Raw genomic sequence first — 18,486 nt, 5'->3', positions numbered from 1 at the left:
CGCGGAGGTACGCCATGCTGACCCACCCTTCCATCGTTTTACTGTTGCGTCGTCATCACCTGTTCAGCCAACTGCCGGAGCGGGTCTTTGAAGATGTCTGCAGCCTGGCTGTCCTCAAACGCCTGGAATGCAACAGCACGCTCATGCACCAGGGCGATCCGGCCAAGCGGTTTTTCTTGCTGGTCAGTGGCCAGATCAAGCTGTTCCGGGTGACCGGTGAGGGCCAGGAGAACCTGGTGGAAATCATCCAGCCCGGCCAGACCTTCGCCGAGGCCCTGCTGTTCAGCCAGGCCCGTTGCTATCCGGTCAGTGCGTCGGCGATCAAGGACAGCGTGCTGGTGAGTATCGAGGGTACCCATTACCGTAAGGCCCTGGAGGACCAGCCCAAGGTCTGCCTGGCGATCCTGGCGAGCATGAGTATTCATTTGCATCAGCGGCTCAAGGATATCGATAACCTGACCTTGGCCAGTGCCAGTCGGCGGGTGATCAATTTCCTGCTGCAGGAGCGGGATCCGCGGGATGGTCAGGTGGTGTTGCAGGTGTCGAAGCGGCTGGTGGCTTCCAAGTTGGGGATTCAGCCGGAGACGTTTTCTCGGATTCTTCATCGGTTGGTTGATGGGGGGTTGATTGCCATGGAGCGGCGCAACATTCGTATCCTGGCTGAAGAAGAACTGGCTGGTTACCAACAGTAACCGGGCCAGTCCCGGATTTGACCATGATCAAGGCGTATTACTGGCGGCCTCGCACACTGGCAGAGTCCATCAGTGGAGAACCCTCATGTCCGATTCAAGCCTTCCCTTGGTCTACTCCTGCTCCGGTTGCTCGAATGTCGCGCAACTGGCCAATACCCTGGCCTTGCGCCTGGATCGCAGCGGCCTGGCCGAAATGTCCTGCATCGTCGGGGTCGGCGGGCATGTGGCTGCGCTGGTCAATAAAGCGCGCTCGGGACGGCGAATCCTGGCACTGGACGGCTGCCCGCTGCAATGCGTCGAAAGCTGCCTGAACCGGCACGACCTGCACGCCGATGTGCATCTGATCGTCAGCCACCACGGTTTGCGCAAACGCAACGGCGAGGATTGCACCGAGGAGCAGAGTGACGATTTGTTTGAGGAGATCAAGCGGCTGATTGAAAGCCAGATGATCGAAGCCACCGAGACGGCTTGAGAAGGCGAACAGTCCTAGTGTCGAACACCAAAACCTGTGGCGAGGGAGCTTGCTCCCGCTGGACCGCGAGCGGTCCTAAAACCTGTAGCCTCCGTATGTCAGTTAGAACGCACTTGCTGATTCAATTTTTTGAAATCAGCTCAACTGATACTGCAAACCTAATCTTGAGATAACGCGCCAAGAACTTAAAGCTTACAGAAATTACTTACAGAAATTTCCAAGACCCGTCCTACGACAGCAATATACCTTTCCTAAGAATCAGTAAGCTCATTCCCACAACCAACACGACTAACATTTCAGAAAACTCGCTACCTCTCCGCGATAATGCAAAGTCGCAACATCCTGAAATTAATTTTCAGTTGGCGTAATCTCAATCAGCTGCAAATCTCATTGGTGTTGCGCAACAAATCTTCCCAACGCAATATTACGGATAGGATAAATGAAATGGACTCTATAGTTAACGATGCAAACTTCGAGCTTGAACTGGACGCAGAAACCGCGGAGAAGTTCTCCGTCATTCTGAACGATGAAAGCCTGATGCACGCCGGTTTTGTGGCACATCAGTCGAACAACAACGTCTTGACGCTGGCTCTGGCTGAAGACGTTAAAGTTAAAGTCGCAGCCTAAAAAAACGGGAGGGAAGTCATTCCCTCCCGTTTCTTATTGTGTCACACATGATGCTTGCCTATACCTTTCATCAGTCAAAGGTGTCCAATTATGCACAGGCTTAGTTCGAGCCTTCGGCGCCGTAGCGCCGAAGAAACATTAAAAATCATCGCCAACAATATAGCCCCGCGCTTGGGCATTACCCGAGTAACCGACACAACCTGGCTGGACCGTATTGGAATTCCAGTATTTGCCAGTATACGACCCGATGCATTGAAGGGTTCGCTGTGCGTAAATGCTGGCAAAGGCCTCAGATCAGCAGAAGCCAAGATAGGCGCGTACATGGAAGCCATCGAGTTCAGCCTTGCGCAATACAACACGGCGCAACTGAAGCTATTAAAGACCACACCGAGGCAACTCATTGAAAGCCACGAAGGACGAATAGCGTTCAATCAGTTCTGCATATTGTATGGCTTCTCTGCCGATGCCGATTCGCTCATCATGGCCATCGAAGTTGAAGATGTATTGCGTAAGCAGAAGGTGTTTGCACCCGCCGAACTGGTGTTCATCCCCTACCCCGAAAACCCAGGGCAACAACTCTTCGGGGAAAGCTCCAGTGGCTTGGCTTCAGGTAATGACTTGGTGGAAGCCTCGGTACACGCTGTTTGCGAACTCATGGAGCGTGATGTTCAAGCCTTTAATCACCTGCATGACCGCTCCTGCCTCGTCAATCTGGACCGTTACAGCGCAGAAACCGACTCCCTGATCAATAAAATCAATGACGCGGGATTAAGCCTGTCGATTCGTTACACCGAGAACTGTTTTGGCCTGGCCTACTTTCAGGCTTTTATCATGGAAGAGTCCTCCGAGGCGCCCATCTCTGTGGCCACCGGTTCAGGGCTACATCCCATCAAGGAAATCGCCTTGATCCGGGCTATCTGCGAGGCTGCCCAAAGCCGTTTAAGCCACATCCACGGGGGCCGGGACGACATCATCGAGCGCGTTAAATACTTCGAGAAGAAGGGCCGTTCGGTCGAGCTTCAGGCCATCTCACGCTTACGTACCGTGGCCACCTCCCGGAACCAGATGATCGATTACTCCTCCATCGACTGCCAGGAGGCCGCGATCCCCACGATCGAATCGGCCTGGGAGTTGCTCATTGAGCGGTTGCAAAGTGTCGGGCTCAGTACCGTGCTAAGGGTTTTGCTCAGTAAAGCGACGGACGACATTACTGTGATCAGAATCATAATTCCGGGGCTTGAAGCCTTTGAACCTGGTTTAAAAAGGGTCGGTCCGAGGTTACTTACGTATGTCAAACAATGCGCTTGAGACATGTACGCTGTTTGCGGGCCCCTCCCTGCAAGGAATAGACAATCAATTACTGTGCGGTGGTGGCCTGGTGTTACGCCCGCCCGTCAAGCGTGGCGATATCGAACGCCTGGTGGCGCAATCGCCCCCTTCGAACCTCGCCATTGTCGATGGCGTGTTCCATGCTCACCCTGCCGTCGGCCATGCCGAGATACTCGACGCCCTGAGTGCGGGTTGGCGCATTTGGGGATTGTCGTCCATGGGTGCCATTCGCGCCTGTGAAATGGATACGCTGGGAATGACAGGCTTTGGTGAAGTGTATCGACAATTCGCCAGCGATCCGGACATGTCCGACGACGAAGTGACCCTAATACATCAAGCACAAGAGCCATTTCTTTCGCTCAGCGAACCACTTATTCATATCAGGCAGTTTTTAAGACAGTGGACGACTGAACGGATCATTACGCCGGCACAAGAGCAACACATACTTCACTACCTGAAAAACATGTGGTACGGACATCGAACATTAAACTGCTTGAAAGAAGCCTTGCTGGCACTCCCTGTCGCGGAGAAACAAATAGACAACGCCTTGGCCAATTTTTCCGGCTACAGAATAAAGAGCCTGGACTTGATCGATTTTCTCAAATTACAACCATGGACAAGGACGGTGAAACAGAATGTCGCCATCAGAGATACTGTGTGAAATAAATGGTTTACCCTTTGTGCACCCCATGTTCAATAGCACAAAACTTTTAACGCTCGTCGCCGTTGTACGTAAAAATATCGAGGGAGGCGAGTTACCTTTAACCACCTATTTGCAACCAGATTTTGCCACCACCCTGTATACTCGGCACGTCGAAGGTGCGCCCTCGTTCCCACCCCATCAAGCCCTCGGTAACGCCGAGCAGATCATGTTGGCCGAAGCGAAGAGCAACCTCAAAGCCTTGCTGCCGGAATGGACCAAATTATTGGACCTGCCGGTGAATATACATAAGTTGCTGACTCAACAAGTCAGTCTGACCAATCCGGTGCTGCCGCAACAAATGTTTCTGGGCGAAGCCGCATTTACCAGCATGACGGACCTTGAAGAGTTACTGGTGCATGAACTGTCCCATATCTGGTCCAGTTTGATCGCTGAGATTTACGACTTCCAGCTCAAGGACAGTTCGAACGACTACATATTGCCATCAGGAACCGGAGGCAAGAACCCTAGGGGTGTCTTGCTGGCTTGCCTGTTTGCGGTCAGCGCCGTGAACTACCACCAGCGGTTGCTGGTCAGCGGTTCCGGGCGAGCTCGTCCCGAACGACTCGACTACTTGCACCAGTACTTCCTCAAAAGTCTGGCCACTCTCCAGGCCTCGGCCGAATTGTCCGAAATCGGAAAACTGATCACCTCCAGGCTGGATGCGTTTTCCAGCGACCTGACAACTGACACCGCTCAAGGATGACCTATGGCCGTCGTACACTTTCCCCGGCAGTTCATGTTCTACACCGAACAGCATAAAACATACGTCACTGAGGGCTTGTGTGTCAGCGATGTACTGAACAATCTGACCACACGGTTTCCCGACCTGATTGGCCCGGTCTTCTCTGAGGACCTGTACCCGCTGCCGTTCGTGGGGTTGTTCGTCGACGGCATGCCCGTGACCAATGAGCATGATCGCCGTTGTCCCCTGGACAGCAATGCGCAATTGATTCTGATCAACGCAGTGGCAGGTGGCTGACATGCAATGCAACCTGAAGACAGACACCTCCCGTTACGCCCGCCAAATCATCCTCAGCGAAGTCGGCGCTCAGGGGCAACAGCGTCTCAAAGACAGCAAGGTGCTGGTGGTCGGCGCCGGGGGACTGGGCTGCCCGGTACTCTTGTACCTGGCAGGTGCTGGCGTCGGGACGATCGGCATCGTTGATAACGACATTGTCGACGGGAGCAATCTGCACCGACAAATTCTCTATGCGATTGCCGATGTAGGTGACCTGAAAGTAGTGGCAGCCAAACGTCGCATCAATCAGTTGAACCCCGACATCGTAGTCCACACCGTTGCCACCACGCTGAACCCGGACAACGTCCTTTCGCTGCTGGCGGAATACGACATCATCGTCGACGCTACTGATAACTTCGACGCCAAATACCTCATCAGTGACGCCTGTATCGAGTGTGAAAAACCGATGGTTTACGCCTCAATCAGTCAGTTCGAGGGGCAGGTGTCGGTATTTAATTATTACAACCGGCACACTCAACAACGGGGGCCGTGCTTCCGGGATCTGTTCGAAACACCGCCGCCACCGCACTTGACACAAAACTGTTCGGAAGCGGGCGTTCTTGGCGTCATACCTGGCTTGCTCGGTTGCTTTCAGGCCAATGAAGTACTCAAGCTCATCCTCCGTGCCGGGGAGCCATTGAGCGGGCAATTGTTGTCTATCGACTGCCTGGACAACACCTTCCACCTGTTGAACATCAACAAAAAAACACGGGACCGTCCCCCTGCGAGAACGCTTGGCGCTACGACCACGCCTGCGTGGCGCGATAGCGACTGGCTATCACCCGACACCCTGCATGACTGGATAGCGACACAAGCGCCATTTCAATTGGTCGATGTGCGCGACGTCAGCGAGCATCAGCAAGGTTCGCTAGGCGGCAGACCGATTCCGCTCAAAGACATCATCAAGCGCCAGGAAGAACTCGATACCGCCCGCCGTATCGTTTTCTATTGCAAATCCGGCATCAGGAGCAAGGCGGCCCTTCTGGCAATTCGTACCGTCAGTCAGGAAGCAGAACTCTATAGCCTTGAGGGTGGCATCGAGCGGTATCTGGAGATTTACCCTAATGAACGTACCTCGTCTTTTTTTGAACACCCCTGATTACGCAGCCACCTTATCCGGATCAAAGGTACGTCAATGAATGCAAATTTTTCAGGCATTACGTGGGGCTTTCCCGGCATCGACCGGCGTCTTCTGAAAGTGCAATTCAGCTTTTTGTTGATGGTTTTGGGCGGGCGGTGCAATCAACTGGCGGTGGCCTGGTGGGCCTTGCAGGAAACAGGCTCTGCGCTCTATTTCGCCAACATGATTGCCTGTTCCATCGCGACGGAGGTGTTAGCCAAACCCCTGCTGGGATGGCTGGGGGACAAGTACAACAAAATCCTGATCATCAAGCTGGCCTCATGGATCAGCCTGCTGACAGCGCTGTTGATGGTGGTACTGTCCGCCACGGGGTCGTTCAACCCCTGGACGGTGGGCGCGCTGATGATGATCAGCAGTGCGATCGTCGGCGTACGCGACCCTCTCCAGGCTTCGATCATTCCTTTGTTTGCAGACGACGATAAAGTCTCCCTGGCCTTTCGGACCAAAAGCGTGATGTCGTCCTTTTCCATTCTGCTGGGACCGGTACTGGCCAGCGGGTTGATTTACGGATTCGGTATCACGTTCGCCTTTGCCGCCGATTTTTTTGCAATTCTCATCGCCGGGGCGTTGATCGCGACCATCCCGAGCCCCATCGGCGCCACTGACCAAGGCGAAAAAGCCCCGGGTGCCAGCGGCTTTAGCATGATCTATTCCGGCTTCAAAGTAGTTTACGGAGTGAAAGTCGAATTTTACCTGGCCATCATTGCAATGCTGATCAACTTTGCCCTGTTTCCGTTCTTCACCATCCTGATCCCATTGTATGTAAAGGACGTCATCCAATACCCGGTCACTTACATCGGTCTTCTGGATTCGTGCTTCGGACTGGGCATTCTGGCGGGCAGTTACAAGATCATCGGCTGGTTATCCGACCGGGTCCCCCGTGATATGTGTGTGTCCGCAGGTTTCGCATTGCTGGGGTGCAACCTTGTAGTGGTCGGGACCGTTTCATCGTCGTTCATCGTGCCCGCGGCCTTTTTCTGCGGCGGCGTCGGCCTGATGTTGATTAACATCCCCACTTCCGCTGTGAGGTTGCTGGCAACGCCAAAGCTCCATCGCAACCGGATTTTTGCAACGGTTTCATTTCTGTCTGCGGCGGCCAGCCCCTTGGGCAGTTTCGCGATGAACACCCTGATCGCCTCTTTGGGGGTTGCACTGACAATCACGCTGCTGGGCGCCATGGTACTGCTGTTGTCTTTGCTGGTCTTTCTGGTACCCGACTTTAAAACTTTCATGCGTTCCCAGGATACGCAGCTCAATGATGCCTATCTGGACAAATACCCTAAAGCGTTTGCGCACTGACGCGCCTCGCCGTACCCCAGCCTCTTACAAACGGAGTTGCCTTTCAATATGCTGGAATTCAAGGATCGACCTGAATCTGCTCGACATGAACAGATCTTCTGCGGCCAATATTATGACGACATGGGCTGTACCGGTTTTCTGGGCGACCCGTCCAAGGATCGAATCTCGGTGCTGATGCTGGGGCTTTCGGACGGTGTGGCGCTGGCGCCGATCGCAGCCAGCACCAGAGTGGCCAGTCTGTTGGCCGTTGATCTGGACGAGACCTCACTTGTGCGCAGCCTCGACAACCGGAACCGACTTTCAACGCATATCGACTTTGACAGCGTGGTCGCCGATGCCGCGCACTTCCTGGTCGTCACCCCCGACCGGTACGACGTCATTATTGTCGACCTCTACACCCAGAGCGGTTATGCCCCGATCGTGTTTGATCATGGATTCCACCAACTATTGAAGAGCCGCCTCAACCCTCTTGGTCACGTGGTGTTCAACGGTTTTGGCGTTCCCATGAACCTGGATCCGTTCAACGGCCCTACGCCCCAGGCTTGGCTCGCCCACTGCCTGAACGACAGCTGGGGCGATATTCATCACCTGCCCCATCGACGCAATGCGACGTTCATTATCGGCCCACCGCCATCAACCACACCGCGCACCGCACCTACTGCGGAGGTTTTATGCGCCAGTGACCGGCTCTTTATGGACATCATGAGCCTTCGCCTGCGCTACCTGACACCCACGGTTATCCGTCACGCTCCGATTGCGCCCCCTGCGCTGGACTTCGTCGGGATTGATCTGGAGGTGCAAAAACGCTGGATGGACTCGTTACCGGCCTTGTCTGCGCTGCTTCCGGCCTCACTGAAGCTGAGCAAGCCCAACGATCTTCGAGTGTTACTGGATAACCCGGACGCTTGCCAAGCGCTGCAAGAGCGATTATTGAAGGACAACTCGTCGCTGCGTACCACCCTGGCGTTACTGATAGCAGGCGAAGTCAATTTCTCGGACCGCGATATGTCATGGCTCCCCGACTGGGTCGTCGCGACACTGGAGAACAGCGTCGAGATCCACCCACGAGACTGGCTGGAGGGTTTATTCCCTTACGCCTATGGCGTCATTACCCACAGAACCCGGGGAGATGTGTCCAAAGTGGAAGGTTTTCGACGAGCGCTAGCCCGATTGTCACCGAGCGTTTCCCTGGGGCGTAGAGATTCAGACTTGATCTGACAGCTATCACAACAGCAACTCAACCTCTCAGCTCACCGCCAACCCCTTCCCTGCCCGCTCCAGATTGCGCCAGAGCCAAGGCGGCAGGACGTCCGGATCAAGACTGTCGATCAAATTCTTCAACGCCAGCCCCAACTCGGTATCCCCCTCGATCACCAACCGGCGACGGAAGAACAACGTGTCAGGATCCTCCTGCCGACTGGCCAACAACAGGAACTCGCGCCAGTTGCCGCTGATGGTGACCTGGGCCTCGGCCCGTTCGGCAATGCGCAATCCATCCCGCGCCAAGGTCAGGTACCAACACAACTTCAAGTCAGGCACGCGCAGGCACAACCATCGCCCACGCAGCACATCGAACCCGCCATCGCGCAACGGCTCGGCCAGGCAGCGATTGAGCGCCTGCTGCAACGCCAGTCGCTGCACCACGAACGGCACCTTGCCCACCAACGGCAGCAAGCGGTCGGCGCCTTTGAGCACCCACTTCTTCGGACTCAACACAGGCCCGCCTCCTCTACCTTCAACATGCCGGCATGGCCGTGCCAGTAACCATTGCAACCGTCCACGAACAGCGGCGGTGCCTCGCCCTGGCGAACTTTGTCGAAGGCCGTGACCACCTCGACCATGCCTTGGGCACGCGGACTCAGGCGCAGCACATCGGCGCCGCAGGCCATCAACGCGTTGTAGTCGGCCAGCAGGTTCGTCACCTCGCCGGACATCGTCTGGATGCCGTTGAGGGTGAACAACTGTTGGCCCTCCTGACTGCTCAACGCCAGGCCGTCGGGGTAGTTGATGCAGCAGAACTGACAGTCGTCCTTGGGGCGGTTTTCGGCTCGGGCGGTAAAGCAGCGCGCCGAGTACGCCAAGGGCAGATGACCGTAGGCGAAGATCTCCACCTCGGGCACCTCGCGGTCCATGTCCCGCACCTGCTCCAGCACATCGCCGATCAGCGCCGCGGAACACTCCACGGGCGGCACCCAACGGATCATGCCGCTGTCGAGCAATTGCCCCAGGGCGTGGCCGTTGTACAGATTCAGCGCCGGGCCGCCGACGAAAGGCAGCTTGCGTTCGGCCATGAACTGCACCGCGCCCATGTCATTGGCTTCCACCAACAACTGGCCGTTGTCACACAGGCGGCGCAGCGAGGACAGCTCCGAGGCCGCTTCGATCAGCGTCAGGCTCGACAACACAATCTGTGCCTGGCTACACGCTTGCAGCTCGCGCGCCAACCCCAGCCATTGATCCAGGGAGAACGCCCGGCGTTTCGAACACACGGTTTCCCCCAGGTAAATCACGTCCAGCGGCAATGCCGACATCTCGGCATAGAAATTCCCCAGTTGCGCTTTGTCCCAGTAAAACAGGACCGGTCCCAGGCTGAGTTTCATCTGGCCTCCCCTCATTGCCATGATCGATGGTAGGCACCCAGGGTGGTCTGGCTGCCTTCGGACAAGCCAGCCAGCGCCTGGCGCCATTCTTCCTGCACCCGGAACCGTTGCGGCGCGGCCTTATGGGCATCCAGTGCGGCGCGCCAGACCCGGGTCACTTGTTCAACGTAGGCCGGGCTGCGTTGGCGACCTTCGATCTTCACCGCTTCGACGCCAATGGCCGCCAGCTCCGGCAGCAGGTCGAGGGTGTCGAGGCTGGTGGGTTCTTCCAGCGCATGGAAGCGCTTGCCGCCGACCAGGAAGCGGCCTTTGCACAGGGTCGGATAACCGGCCGGTTCTTCGGGGGTGTAGCGGTCGATCAGCACCTCGCTCAGGCGTGCGCTGAGGCCTTGGGCATCCTCGCTCCAGCGCACCGCCTTGGCGGGCGAGCAGACGCCGCACAGGTTCGGCGATTCGCCGGTGATGTAGGAAGACAAGTGGCAACGGCCTTCAGCCATGATGCACAGGCTGCCGAAACCGAAGACTTCGATCGGCACCGGACTGCCCGCCGCCACCTGCCGCACCTGGGCCAGGGACAGCACCCGTGGCAGCACGGCACGGCGGATGTCATAGCGCTGCGCGTAGAACGCCAGGGCCGCTGCGTGTGTGGCCGAGCCTTGTACGGAAAGGTGCAGCGCCAACCGAGGATGGCGCTGGCTGGCATAGCTGAGCACGCCAGGGTCGGCGGCGATCAGGGCGTCCACGCCGAAGTCGGCGGCGCGGTCCACGGCCCGTTGCCAGCGCTCCCAGCCCTTGGGCTGCGGGTAAGTATTGACCGCCACGTACAGCTTGCGTTGATGCTGACGGATGTGTGCGACAGCCGCGTCGAACTGCTTGTCGTCCATGTTCAGCCCGGCAAAATGCCGGGCATTGGTGTCATCGCGAAAGCCGACATAGACGGCATCGGCGCCTTGGCGCACCGCCGCTTTGAGGGCAGGCAGATTCCCTGCCGGGCAAACCAGTTGCATGGGGCATCCTCATGAGAAAACTCAAGCGCCGCCAGTCTAGCCAGCCCTCGGCCGGCGACCTTGACGGCAATCAATTGCCGTCAATGCATCAGCTCGGCGAACGGCAGGTACAACACCTTGTCGTGCTTGTGCAGTTGCGCCTCACACTCCACCACCGCCAGCCCATCGGCCCAGCAAGCGGCCGTCAGCATCGCCGAACTTTGCTGAGGGTGCAGTTCCACACACAGGTGGCCGTTGGCATCCGGGACCAACCTGGCCCGCAGGTACTGCCGGCGTCGGTTGCGCTTGAGCCAGTCGAACCCGGCTGGCACCTGCAACGGCACCGGTAACACGTCGCCCATGCCCTGGGCCCGGAACAGGAACGGCCGCACGACGATCAGTGCGGTAATCAATGCCGCCGACGGGTTGCCCGGCAGCCCGATCCAAGGTTTTCCTTCCACATCACCAAAGGCCAGGGGCTTGCCCGGCTGGATGGCGAGACGCCAGAGGTCGATGCTGCCCAAGGCTTCGATAGCATGCTTGAGGTGGTCTTCTTCACCCACCGAGACACCGCCCGAGGTGATCAGCACATCGCATTCGGCGGCGGCCAGGCGCAACGCTTGTCGACTGGCCAATAACTGGTCGGGCATGACCCCGAAGTCATGCACCTCGACACCCCAACCGCGCAACAGTGCGGCGAGGCTATGGCGATTGCTGTTGTAGATCTGTCCTGGCGCCAGTGGCTCGCCCGGCTCGCGCAGCTCATCGCCGCTGCTGAGCAAGCCCACTTGCAAGGGGCGATAAACGTCCACCTGGCCGACGCCGGCACCGGCGAGCAAACCCAACTCCTGGGCGCGCAAGCGCGTGCCGGCTTCAAGCAGCCGGTCTCCTCGACGCAGTTCCTCGCCTTCCTTGCGAACATGGTCGCCGCCATTGACCGATGGCAACCAGACCCGCTCGCCATCGACGCGACAGCTTTCCTGCGGCACCACCGTGTCGGCACCCGGTGGCAGCGGCGCGCCAGTAAAAATCCGCACGACGTACCCGGCCTGCAACGGCTCGCCCGGCTCGTCACCGGCGGCGATCCGCCCGGCCAACGCCAGGTAGCCGCCGTCAGCCGGCAGGTCAGCGGCCCGCAGGGCATAGCCGTCCATTGCGCTGTTGTCCCAGGCCGGCAGGTTCATCGGGCACACAATGTCAGTGGCCAGCACACGCGCCAGGGCCTGGTCCAGGCCAACCCGTTGCACGGGCGGTGGCGGCGGTGCCTGGTCGAGCAGATGACGGATCGCCTCATCCACCGGCATCAGCACGCCGCTGTCGCACACCCGACCGCTCACGAGCGTGTCTCGCAAGCCGTTGGGGCGATGCCGTCCTGGGGCTTGAGGTGCGGGGTGAAATTGCACGGGCCGGTGCGGCTGTCCAATTGCCCGGCCAGGATCTGCTCCCACCCGGTCCGGCACGCCCCCGGCGAACCCGGCAAGCAGCACACCAGCACCCCATTGCTCATGCCCGCCAAGGCGCGCGATTGCAGGGTGGACATGCCGATCTCCGCCAGCGACACCTGGCGGAACAGCTCGCCGAAACCGTCCACCTGCTTGTCCAGCAGTGGCGCCACCGCTTGGGGGGTGTTGTCGCGCGGGGTGAACCCGGTGCCACCGGTCATCAACACCACCTGCACCTTGGGGTCGGCGATCCATTGGGAGACCTGGGCGCGGATCTGGTAGATATCGTCTTTCACCAGCCCACGGTCGATGAGCACGTGTCCGGCCGTTTGCAGCAGGTCCGCCAGGGTTTGGCCCGAGGTGTCGGTGTCGAAGGTGCGGGTATCGCTGATGGTAAGGACCGCGATGTTCAGCGGTTGAAAGAGGCGTTGCGTCAGATGGGCCATGATCAGCCGTCCTGTCAGAAAAGATGGCCCAGCCTGAACTGCAATCGTTGCCGGGCCTATTCCTCGTTGGAGGTACCTCCCTTGGCACCCCATGCAAGAACGATCCTGTCCCAGTAGGAGCTGACGAGTGAAGCGAGGCTGCGATCTTTCCCGGGCCACTTGAGTCTCAAGCGAAAGATCAAAAGATCGCAGCCTCGCTACGCTCGGCAGCTCCTACAAGGCATCCATTCAGGGTGCCAGGCGGCAACGCTGCCAGGCGTCATCCTGCAGGCGGTAGTCGAGGCGGTCGTGCAAACGGTCGGCGCGGCCCTGCCAGAACTCCATCCGTTCGGGCCGCAGGCAATAGCCTCCCCAATGGTCGGGGCGCCGCACGGGTTGATCGGCAAAGCGTTGTTCGGTCTGCGCCAGCAAGGTCTCGAGCGCGGCCCGATCTAACAGTGGTCGGCTTTGTGGCGACGCCCAGGCCCCCAGGCGACTGGCGACGGAACGGGATTCGAAATAGGCATCCGACAGCGCCGGATCGAGTTTGTCGACCGGCCCTTCGATGCGTACTTGCCGCTCCAGCCCCGGCCAGAAAAACGTCATGGCCGCCCAGGGGTTGGCCGCCAGGTCCTGGCCCTTTGCGCTGTCGTAGTTGCCGAAAAACGAAAAGCCCTGGGCGTCGAAGCCCTTGAGCAACAACACCCGGCAGTGAGGCCGGCCCTGCTCGTCCACCGTCGCCAGGGCCATGCTGTTGGCTTCCACGGGTGGGCTTTCGGTGTCGCGGGCCTGTTGCATCCAGAGCGCGAACAACGCCATGGGGTCGTCGGGGGCCTGGGCTTCATCCAGGCCATCGAGGGTGTACTGGCGGCGCATTTTGGCCAGGGAAAGGGGCATGACGGTAATCTCCACTGTGGGTTTGGGCCAGTGTGGATTCTGCGGCGGTGGCGGGCCTTGATCGTTGTCAATGCCGGTTCTTGCGTTGAAAGTGCCGGCCTCTTCGCGAGCAAGCCCGCTCCCACAGGGGATTGGGGGTGATCAGAAAACTGAAGACAATCACAGATCCAATGTGGGAGCGGGCTTGCTCGCGAAGGCGGCAACCCGGTCTGCCGCTACTTAAGCCCCAACCGCCGCGCCAGCTTATGCAGATTGCTCGGGTCAACCTCCAACAACCGCGCCGCCCCCGCCCAGTTCTGCCCGCAGCGTTCCAGGGCCTTGAGGATCGCCTGTCGCTGGCAGCCGTCGACAGCCTCGCTCAAGGGTTGCACGGGCGCATCCAACGCTTGCAGGGCTTGTTCCGGCAGCGCCTGCGCCGAAGCTGCGCTGGCGTTGACGTCAAGGTCCAGCACCTGCGGTTCCAGGGTCATGATCAGGCTGCGATTGGCGCCGCGGCTCAGTTGCTTGAGCGCCGCGCGACTGATCACGTGTTCCAGCTCCCGCACGTTGCCGGGCCAGGAGTACGCCAGCAGCGCCTGTTCGGCCGCCGGTGACAGGCGCAACCCACGCAAGCCCAGGCGCGTGCGGTTCAGTTCGAGAAAGTGCCCGGCCAGCATCAACACATCGTGGCCGCGCTCGCGCAGCGGTGGGATCGGCACCGGATAGACCGAGAGCCGGTGATACAGGTCGGCGCGAAACAGCCCGTCGCGAATGCTGTCGGGCAAGTGCCGGTTGGTGGCGGCGATGATCCGCACATCGACGTGCAGCGGCTTGTCCGCCCCCAGACGCTGGATCTCGCCGTTCTGCAGGGTGCGCAGCAACTTGGCCTGCACGCTCAACGGCAATTCACCAACCTCATCGAGAAACAGCGTGCCGCCATTGGCCGCATCGAAGCGCCCGGCGCGGTCGGTGGTCGCCCCGGAGAACGCGCCTTTGACGTGGCCGAACAACTCGCTTTCGGCCAGGGACTCGGGCAACGCCGCGCAGTTGACCTGGACCAGCGGCTTGTGACCGCGCCGGGACAAGCGATGCAGCCGCCGGGCGAACAGCTCCTTACCGACGCCGGTTTCGCCCAGCAACAGCACCGGCAGTTCGGAGTCCGCCAGCACATCCAGCTCGTTGAGCAACTGCTGCAACCCCTCGCTACGCCCGAGGATCTCGCCCTCTTCGGCGGGTAGCCGCAGGTCGGTCTGGTCGCTGCGCGATGCTCGCAGGCTACGGTTTTCCTGCTCAAGGCGAGTGACCCGCACCGCCGCCTCGATCTGCAAGGTACAGCGCTTGAGTTCCTCCCGGGCGCGGCTGTCGAAGGTGCCGGCGTGCAACGCATCCAGGGTGATCGCCCCCCAGAGCCGTCCTTCCACGTACAGGCTCACGCCCATGCAGTCATGCACCGGCAGCGGTTCGCCGACGTGGTTGTCGAGCAAGCCGTCATAAGGATCCGGCAAACGGCTGTCCGGCTCGAACCAGGTGGGTTCGCGCGACGCCATGATCGCCGCCAGGCGCGGGTGCTGGGCAATCACGAAGCGCCGTCCCAGCGCCTCGTGGACCAGGCCCACGGTGGCCACAGGCCTGAGACTGTCATCGTCCAGACGCAGCAGCCCCACGGCGCCACTGTTGAAGTATTCGCGCAGGGTCTGCACCAGGCGCTGCAATCGCACCGCATTGGGCAGCTCGACGATCAGGTCGGCGGCCAGGCTTTCACGCAGCATGGTAGTGATGACCCTCCAGGGTTCGTTTGACCCTTCACAATCAGGGTGACAATCACCCTGGCAAAAATTTAATGCTTTGTTTTCAATCAGTTGAATCTGGCACGTCGACTGCAAAGTTCGCTCATCTGTCCCTGCCGGGATTCAACCCAAGGAAACATGATGAGCCTCGATCTGTTGGAACAAAGCCTCGGCCAACTGGCCTGCGACATTCCCGGTGCTACCCGTACCTTCCATCATTACAACCTCGACTTCTGTTGCGGCGGGCGAAAATCCTTGCGCGAAGCCGCGCTGGGCAAAGGCCTGAACCCGCTGCTGATCGCCGACGCCCTGCGCACCCTGCAAGCCGCCGGGGAGCTGGGCCATGACTGGCGCGACGAGCCCCAGGCGACCTTGATTGCCCACATCCTGGAGCGCTACCACGCACGCCATCGCGAACAGCTGCCGGAACTGATCCGCCTGGCCCGGCGCGTCGAGCAGGTCCACGGTGCGCGCCCCAGTTGCCCCAACGGCCTGGCCGATCACCTGCAGGACATGTACCAGGAACTCGAAGGCCACATGCTCAAGGAAGAACAGGTGCTGTTCCCGATGCTGCAACAAGGCCTTGGCGAACGGGCCTCGGCGCCGATCCAGGTGCTGCGCTACGAACACGACCAGCACGGTGAAGCCCTGGAAACCATGCTCACCCTGACCGACCAGATCACCCCACCCGCCGACGCCTGCAACACCTGGCGCGCCCTGTATCGCGGACTGGTGGAGTTTCGTGATGACCTGATGCAGCACATCCACCTGGAAAACAATGTGTTGTTCGTCAATGCGATGAAGCCTGCCCGCTAACTCTCAAACATTGCCCATTACTTCTGTGTTACTCCTGTGGGAGCAAAGCTTGCTCGCGATGGCGTAGTGTCAGTCAATATCAATGTTGACTGATTCACAGCCATCGCGAGCAAGCTTTGCTCCCACAGGCATTTGCAGCTCTCATTTGCACATTTGCAGCTCTAATTTGCCGCCCTCATCCGCAGCTCAAAACTGCCAATAGAACATCGCCTTCGCCAACACCACGATCAGCACCATGTGCCCGAGGATACTGCGTCGCAACCAGCAGGCGCGGCTGGGCGTCAGGCGACCGCTCTTGAGCCAGTACGCCAGCCACAAATAGTGACCGATGATGCTCAGCGCCAGCAGGATCTTCAGGCTCAGCAGCAGGCCGAAGCTGTTGCTCAACGGCTGGCTCAATGCGCCACGATGCTGCCAGGCCAGGGCCATGCCGGCGCCGTACAGCACCAGCACGACGCCGTGCAGCACATGCCGCGAGCGCTGGGCGATGGCCTGGTCGGCAGCGTCCTTGACGCCTTGGGTCAAGGGTCGGCGGGCGCTATGCCAGATGAAGACCTCGAAAAACAGCGTGCCAATGAAAGCAATGGCCGCCAACAGGTGGGTAACCAGCAAGACCCCGTACATTATCGATTCCCTCTGCCCAACCGGCTCATCCCGGATGCCCATCCACCCGGGCCTTGAGCAGCATCGGCCCATAGCGCCAGGCGTATAGACCGAACGCCAGTGTCCAGCACAGCGCCGCCAGCCACAGCCCGGCCAACGGCAACAGCAGCACCAACAGCACGCGGCTCAGGCACGCCAGGTTCAACAGGATAAAGGCCAGGGTCATGCCCGCTGGTGGCTCAAGGGGGCGCCCGGTATGGCCCAGGCTGACGCGGGCAACCATCGCCAGGATCAACCCGGCCATGGCGCCGATGGTCAGGCCATGCACCGCCAGGCTCGGGTTCACCGGCACGCCGAAGTGCCACAGCGCCATGCCCAGGCAGGCCACCGCCAGCCAGGCGTAGGCCAGGTGCAACGACCACAGCAGTGGCACCCGCCACAAATCCCGATCATGCCAACGCACCAGTCGAATCCCGTGGCCCACCGCCAACGCGGCGAACAACAGGCCGACCCAGACGCTGGCCACCAGCGCCGGACCGAAGGCATACAACAACGCCACCAGCGCCGACCCTGCCAGCAACAGGCGATCAAGCCACGGCCACGGGGCAACGCCCTCGACCCGTCCGAGGCCGCGCTGGGTAAAGAATGGAATCACGCGCCCGCCGATCAACCCCATCATTGCCGCCACCAGCCACAGGCCGGTGAGCACGCTCTGGCGTTGCAAGCCCTCGTTGTGCTGCACCAGGCCGTATACGGATAACCCATCGGCGACGGCCAACAGCAGCAATACCAGCACAATCGGGTAATTGCGCTTCTGCCGCACACGCCACAACGTCACCCCCATCAACGCCGCGACCGCCAGGGCAAAACCCAGCTCCAGCAGCGTCAGCAATGGCCAGGGCGCATCGACCAGCCAGGCCAGCCGCGCGCCCAGCCACAACAATGCCAGGGTTGCCAGCCGCTTGCCGCTGAGGCCCGGGGTTCCGGTCCAGGTTTGCACTGCCGTCAGCAGGAACCCGGCGATGATCGCCAGGCCGAAACCGAACAACAGTTCATGCCGGTGCCAGGCCAACCAGCCGCCGGCCGGCTGCCAGGCTGACAAGCGCCCGGTAAACGCCGCGAGCCAAAAGGGAATGGCCAGCAGCGCCAACACACAACCGGCCAGAAAGAATGGCCGAAACGCCAGGCGCCACAGCGGCGCGATGGCCATGGCCTTGCGACGGTCAAGCACTTGCATACATCACTCCTTTTGCCTCGCTGAACCGCCAGCGAGGTACAACAAACCAGGGTTCGAATGATCGGCTATCGACGCCGGCGGGCCTTGTCTCAGATCAAGCCAGCTCATCGGCAACCTCCCGTCTCGAACAGGTACTTGCAAGGGGCTTGCCGTTGTGGGAGCAAAGCTTGCTCGCGATGAAGACGCCGCGGTCTACAGCTGGCCCGCGTTATCGTTCATCGCGAGCAAGCTTTGCTCCCACAACGGCTCGCGCCCATAGAGACTGTAGCTGAATGGGGTATTAGTTACCCTTTCATGGTTATTTTAACCCTGCCAGACCAGGGTCATTTTTACCCACCTCATCTTCAACACCCCAGGAATCAACGCCCGCAGGCATGGCCCGTCTCTTGCTCAGGCACGGCATCACCTTTCTTGTCGGGGTCATCCATGAAAT

General features: G+C 59.6%; 20 protein-coding genes. 11 read left to right on the top strand and 9 right to left on the bottom strand.

Translation table 11 applies throughout. The features are described from left to right. Nucleotides 1–14: 14 nt before the first annotated feature. The 10 genes from B0E42_RS03755 (at nt 15) to B0E42_RS03710 (ending at nt 8,499) form a co-directional block, all read left to right on the top strand. Nucleotides 15–692, top strand: coding sequence for a Crp/Fnr family transcriptional regulator (locus B0E42_RS03755; RefSeq protein ID WP_024616162.1), 678 nt, complete (start codon nt 15–17; stop codon nt 690–692). Between the two features lie 85 nt (nt 693–777). Further along, entirely contained in the window at nt 778–1,164 is a 387-nt protein-coding gene (locus B0E42_RS03750) for a putative zinc-binding protein (RefSeq protein ID WP_077505741.1), read from the top strand. A gap of 444 nt (nt 1,165–1,608) precedes the next feature. Further along, nucleotides 1,609–1,791, top strand: coding sequence for a hypothetical protein (locus B0E42_RS03745; protein WP_058542411.1), 183 nt, complete (start codon nt 1,609–1,611; stop codon nt 1,789–1,791). Between the two features lie 90 nt (nt 1,792–1,881). Next, on the top strand, nt 1,882–3,099 hold the full coding sequence (locus B0E42_RS03740; protein WP_077505739.1) for a YcaO-like family protein: 1,218 nt from the start codon (nt 1,882–1,884) through the stop codon (nt 3,097–3,099). Beyond that, nucleotides 3,080–3,781, top strand: a complete 702-nt coding sequence (locus B0E42_RS03735; protein ID WP_077505737.1) for a TfuA-like protein — start codon at nt 3,080–3,082, stop codon at nt 3,779–3,781. The genes B0E42_RS03740 and B0E42_RS03735 overlap by 20 nt, the downstream gene beginning before the upstream one ends. A gap of 28 nt (nt 3,782–3,809) precedes the next feature. Beyond that, nucleotides 3,810–4,526 carry a hypothetical protein gene (locus tag B0E42_RS03730; RefSeq protein ID WP_139353088.1) on the top strand — a complete coding sequence of 239 codons (717 nt, stop codon included), beginning with the start codon at nt 3,810–3,812 and terminating at the stop codon, nt 4,524–4,526. Between the two features lie 3 nt (nt 4,527–4,529). Next, nucleotides 4,530–4,802: a MoaD/ThiS family protein gene (locus B0E42_RS03725; RefSeq protein ID WP_077505733.1), complete on the top strand. Its 273-nt coding sequence runs from the start codon at nt 4,530–4,532 to the stop codon at nt 4,800–4,802. A gap of 1 nt (nt 4,803) precedes the next feature. Continuing rightward, complete coding sequence (gene moeB / locus B0E42_RS03720; RefSeq protein WP_077505731.1) at nt 4,804–5,940, top strand: HesA/MoeB/ThiF family protein; 1,137 nt, start codon at nt 4,804–4,806, stop codon at nt 5,938–5,940. A gap of 36 nt (nt 5,941–5,976) precedes the next feature. Next, the gene (locus tag B0E42_RS03715; protein WP_077505729.1) at nt 5,977–7,281 is read left to right on the top strand and encodes an MFS transporter; all 1,305 of its coding nucleotides are present in this window, start codon (nt 5,977–5,979) and stop codon (nt 7,279–7,281) included. Nucleotides 7,282–7,329: 48 nt separating this feature from the next. Beyond that, the gene (locus B0E42_RS03710) at nt 7,330–8,499 is read left to right on the top strand and encodes a spermidine synthase (RefSeq protein WP_077505727.1); all 1,170 of its coding nucleotides are present in this window, start codon (nt 7,330–7,332) and stop codon (nt 8,497–8,499) included. A gap of 27 nt (nt 8,500–8,526) precedes the next feature. Here B0E42_RS03710 and B0E42_RS03705 read toward each other — a convergent pair whose 3' ends face one another. The 7 genes from B0E42_RS03705 to norR form a co-directional block, all read right to left on the bottom strand. Further along, on the bottom strand, nt 8,527–8,997 hold the full coding sequence (locus B0E42_RS03705; protein ID WP_077505725.1) for an SCP2 domain-containing protein: 471 nt from the start codon (nt 8,995–8,997) through the stop codon (nt 8,527–8,529). Beyond that, a complete protein-coding gene (locus B0E42_RS03700; protein ID WP_077505723.1) occupies nt 8,991–9,881 on the bottom strand; it encodes a U32 family peptidase in 891 nt (296 codons plus the stop codon). Before B0E42_RS03700 ends, B0E42_RS03705 begins: the two co-directional genes overlap by 7 nt. Before the next feature lie 11 nt (nt 9,882–9,892). Beyond that, nucleotides 9,893–10,888 carry a peptidase U32 family protein gene (locus tag B0E42_RS03695; protein WP_024616166.1) on the bottom strand — a complete coding sequence of 332 codons (996 nt, stop codon included), beginning with the start codon at nt 10,886–10,888 and terminating at the stop codon, nt 9,893–9,895. A gap of 80 nt (nt 10,889–10,968) precedes the next feature. Then, nucleotides 10,969–12,204: a gephyrin-like molybdotransferase Glp gene (gene glp, locus B0E42_RS03690; RefSeq protein ID WP_077505721.1), complete on the bottom strand. Its 1,236-nt coding sequence runs from the start codon at nt 12,202–12,204 to the stop codon at nt 10,969–10,971. Then, nucleotides 12,201–12,755 carry a molybdenum cofactor biosynthesis protein B gene (gene moaB, locus B0E42_RS03685; RefSeq protein WP_018613453.1) on the bottom strand — a complete coding sequence of 185 codons (555 nt, stop codon included), beginning with the start codon at nt 12,753–12,755 and terminating at the stop codon, nt 12,201–12,203. Before moaB ends, glp begins: the two co-directional genes overlap by 4 nt. Before the next feature lie 228 nt (nt 12,756–12,983). Further along, a complete protein-coding gene (gene pdxH / locus B0E42_RS03680; protein ID WP_053179498.1) occupies nt 12,984–13,631 on the bottom strand; it encodes a pyridoxamine 5'-phosphate oxidase in 648 nt (215 codons plus the stop codon). 215 nt (nt 13,632–13,846) lie between these two features. Then, the gene (gene norR / locus B0E42_RS03675; protein ID WP_018613457.1) at nt 13,847–15,379 is read right to left on the bottom strand and encodes a nitric oxide reductase transcriptional regulator NorR; all 1,533 of its coding nucleotides are present in this window, start codon (nt 15,377–15,379) and stop codon (nt 13,847–13,849) included. A 159-nt stretch (nt 15,380–15,538) separates the two neighbouring features. Here norR and ytfE point away from each other — a divergent pair, with 159 nt between their 5' ends. Then, complete coding sequence (ytfE, locus tag B0E42_RS03670) at nt 15,539–16,213, top strand: iron-sulfur cluster repair protein YtfE (protein WP_077505719.1); 675 nt, start codon at nt 15,539–15,541, stop codon at nt 16,211–16,213. 186 nt (nt 16,214–16,399) lie between these two features. Here ytfE and B0E42_RS03665 read toward each other — a convergent pair whose 3' ends face one another. Both B0E42_RS03665 and B0E42_RS03660 read right to left on the bottom strand, forming a co-directional pair. Continuing rightward, nucleotides 16,400–16,837, bottom strand: a complete 438-nt coding sequence (locus tag B0E42_RS03665; RefSeq protein WP_053188061.1) for a hypothetical protein — start codon at nt 16,835–16,837, stop codon at nt 16,400–16,402. Nucleotides 16,838–16,862: 25 nt separating this feature from the next. Beyond that, the gene (locus tag B0E42_RS03660) at nt 16,863–18,053 is read right to left on the bottom strand and encodes an NnrS family protein (protein WP_053179492.1); all 1,191 of its coding nucleotides are present in this window, start codon (nt 18,051–18,053) and stop codon (nt 16,863–16,865) included. Nucleotides 18,054–18,486 lie beyond the last annotated feature (433 nt).

The sequence above is a fragment of the Pseudomonas sp. A25(2017) genome (assembly GCF_002001065.1).
Classification (GTDB): domain Bacteria; phylum Pseudomonadota; class Gammaproteobacteria; order Pseudomonadales; family Pseudomonadaceae; genus Aquipseudomonas; species Aquipseudomonas kilonensis.
Note: the sequence above shows the minus strand (reverse complement) of the source record. Positions and strands in the feature narration are given on the sequence as shown.

Coding starts and splice junctions, on each gene's coding strand:
- B0E42_RS03755 (WP_024616162.1), top strand. CDS start 15: ATGCTGACCCACCCTTCCATCGTTTTACTGTTGCGTCGTCATCACCTG.
- B0E42_RS03750 (WP_077505741.1), top strand. CDS start 778: ATGTCCGATTCAAGCCTTCCCTTGGTCTACTCCTGCTCCGGTTGCTCG.
- B0E42_RS03745 (WP_058542411.1), top strand. CDS start 1,609: ATGGACTCTATAGTTAACGATGCAAACTTCGAGCTTGAACTGGACGCA.
- B0E42_RS03740 (WP_077505739.1), top strand. CDS start 1,882: ATGCACAGGCTTAGTTCGAGCCTTCGGCGCCGTAGCGCCGAAGAAACA.
- B0E42_RS03735 (WP_077505737.1), top strand. CDS start 3,080: ATGTCAAACAATGCGCTTGAGACATGTACGCTGTTTGCGGGCCCCTCC.
- B0E42_RS03730 (WP_139353088.1), top strand. CDS start 3,810: ATGTTCAATAGCACAAAACTTTTAACGCTCGTCGCCGTTGTACGTAAA.
- B0E42_RS03725 (WP_077505733.1), top strand. CDS start 4,530: ATGGCCGTCGTACACTTTCCCCGGCAGTTCATGTTCTACACCGAACAG.
- moeB (WP_077505731.1), top strand. CDS start 4,804: ATGCAATGCAACCTGAAGACAGACACCTCCCGTTACGCCCGCCAAATC.
- B0E42_RS03715 (WP_077505729.1), top strand. CDS start 5,977: ATGAATGCAAATTTTTCAGGCATTACGTGGGGCTTTCCCGGCATCGAC.
- B0E42_RS03710 (WP_077505727.1), top strand. CDS start 7,330: ATGCTGGAATTCAAGGATCGACCTGAATCTGCTCGACATGAACAGATC.
- B0E42_RS03700 (WP_077505723.1), bottom strand. CDS start 9,881: ATGAAACTCAGCCTGGGACCGGTCCTGTTTTACTGGGACAAAGCGCAA.
- B0E42_RS03695 (WP_024616166.1), bottom strand. CDS start 10,888: ATGCAACTGGTTTGCCCGGCAGGGAATCTGCCTGCCCTCAAAGCGGCG.
- moaB (WP_018613453.1), bottom strand. CDS start 12,755: ATGGCCCATCTGACGCAACGCCTCTTTCAACCGCTGAACATCGCGGTC.
- pdxH (WP_053179498.1), bottom strand. CDS start 13,631: ATGCCCCTTTCCCTGGCCAAAATGCGCCGCCAGTACACCCTCGATGGC.
- norR (WP_018613457.1), bottom strand. CDS start 15,379: ATGCTGCGTGAAAGCCTGGCCGCCGACCTGATCGTCGAGCTGCCCAAT.
- ytfE (WP_077505719.1), top strand. CDS start 15,539: ATGAGCCTCGATCTGTTGGAACAAAGCCTCGGCCAACTGGCCTGCGAC.
- B0E42_RS03665 (WP_053188061.1), bottom strand. CDS start 16,837: ATGTACGGGGTCTTGCTGGTTACCCACCTGTTGGCGGCCATTGCTTTC.
- B0E42_RS03660 (WP_053179492.1), bottom strand. CDS start 18,053: ATGCAAGTGCTTGACCGTCGCAAGGCCATGGCCATCGCGCCGCTGTGG.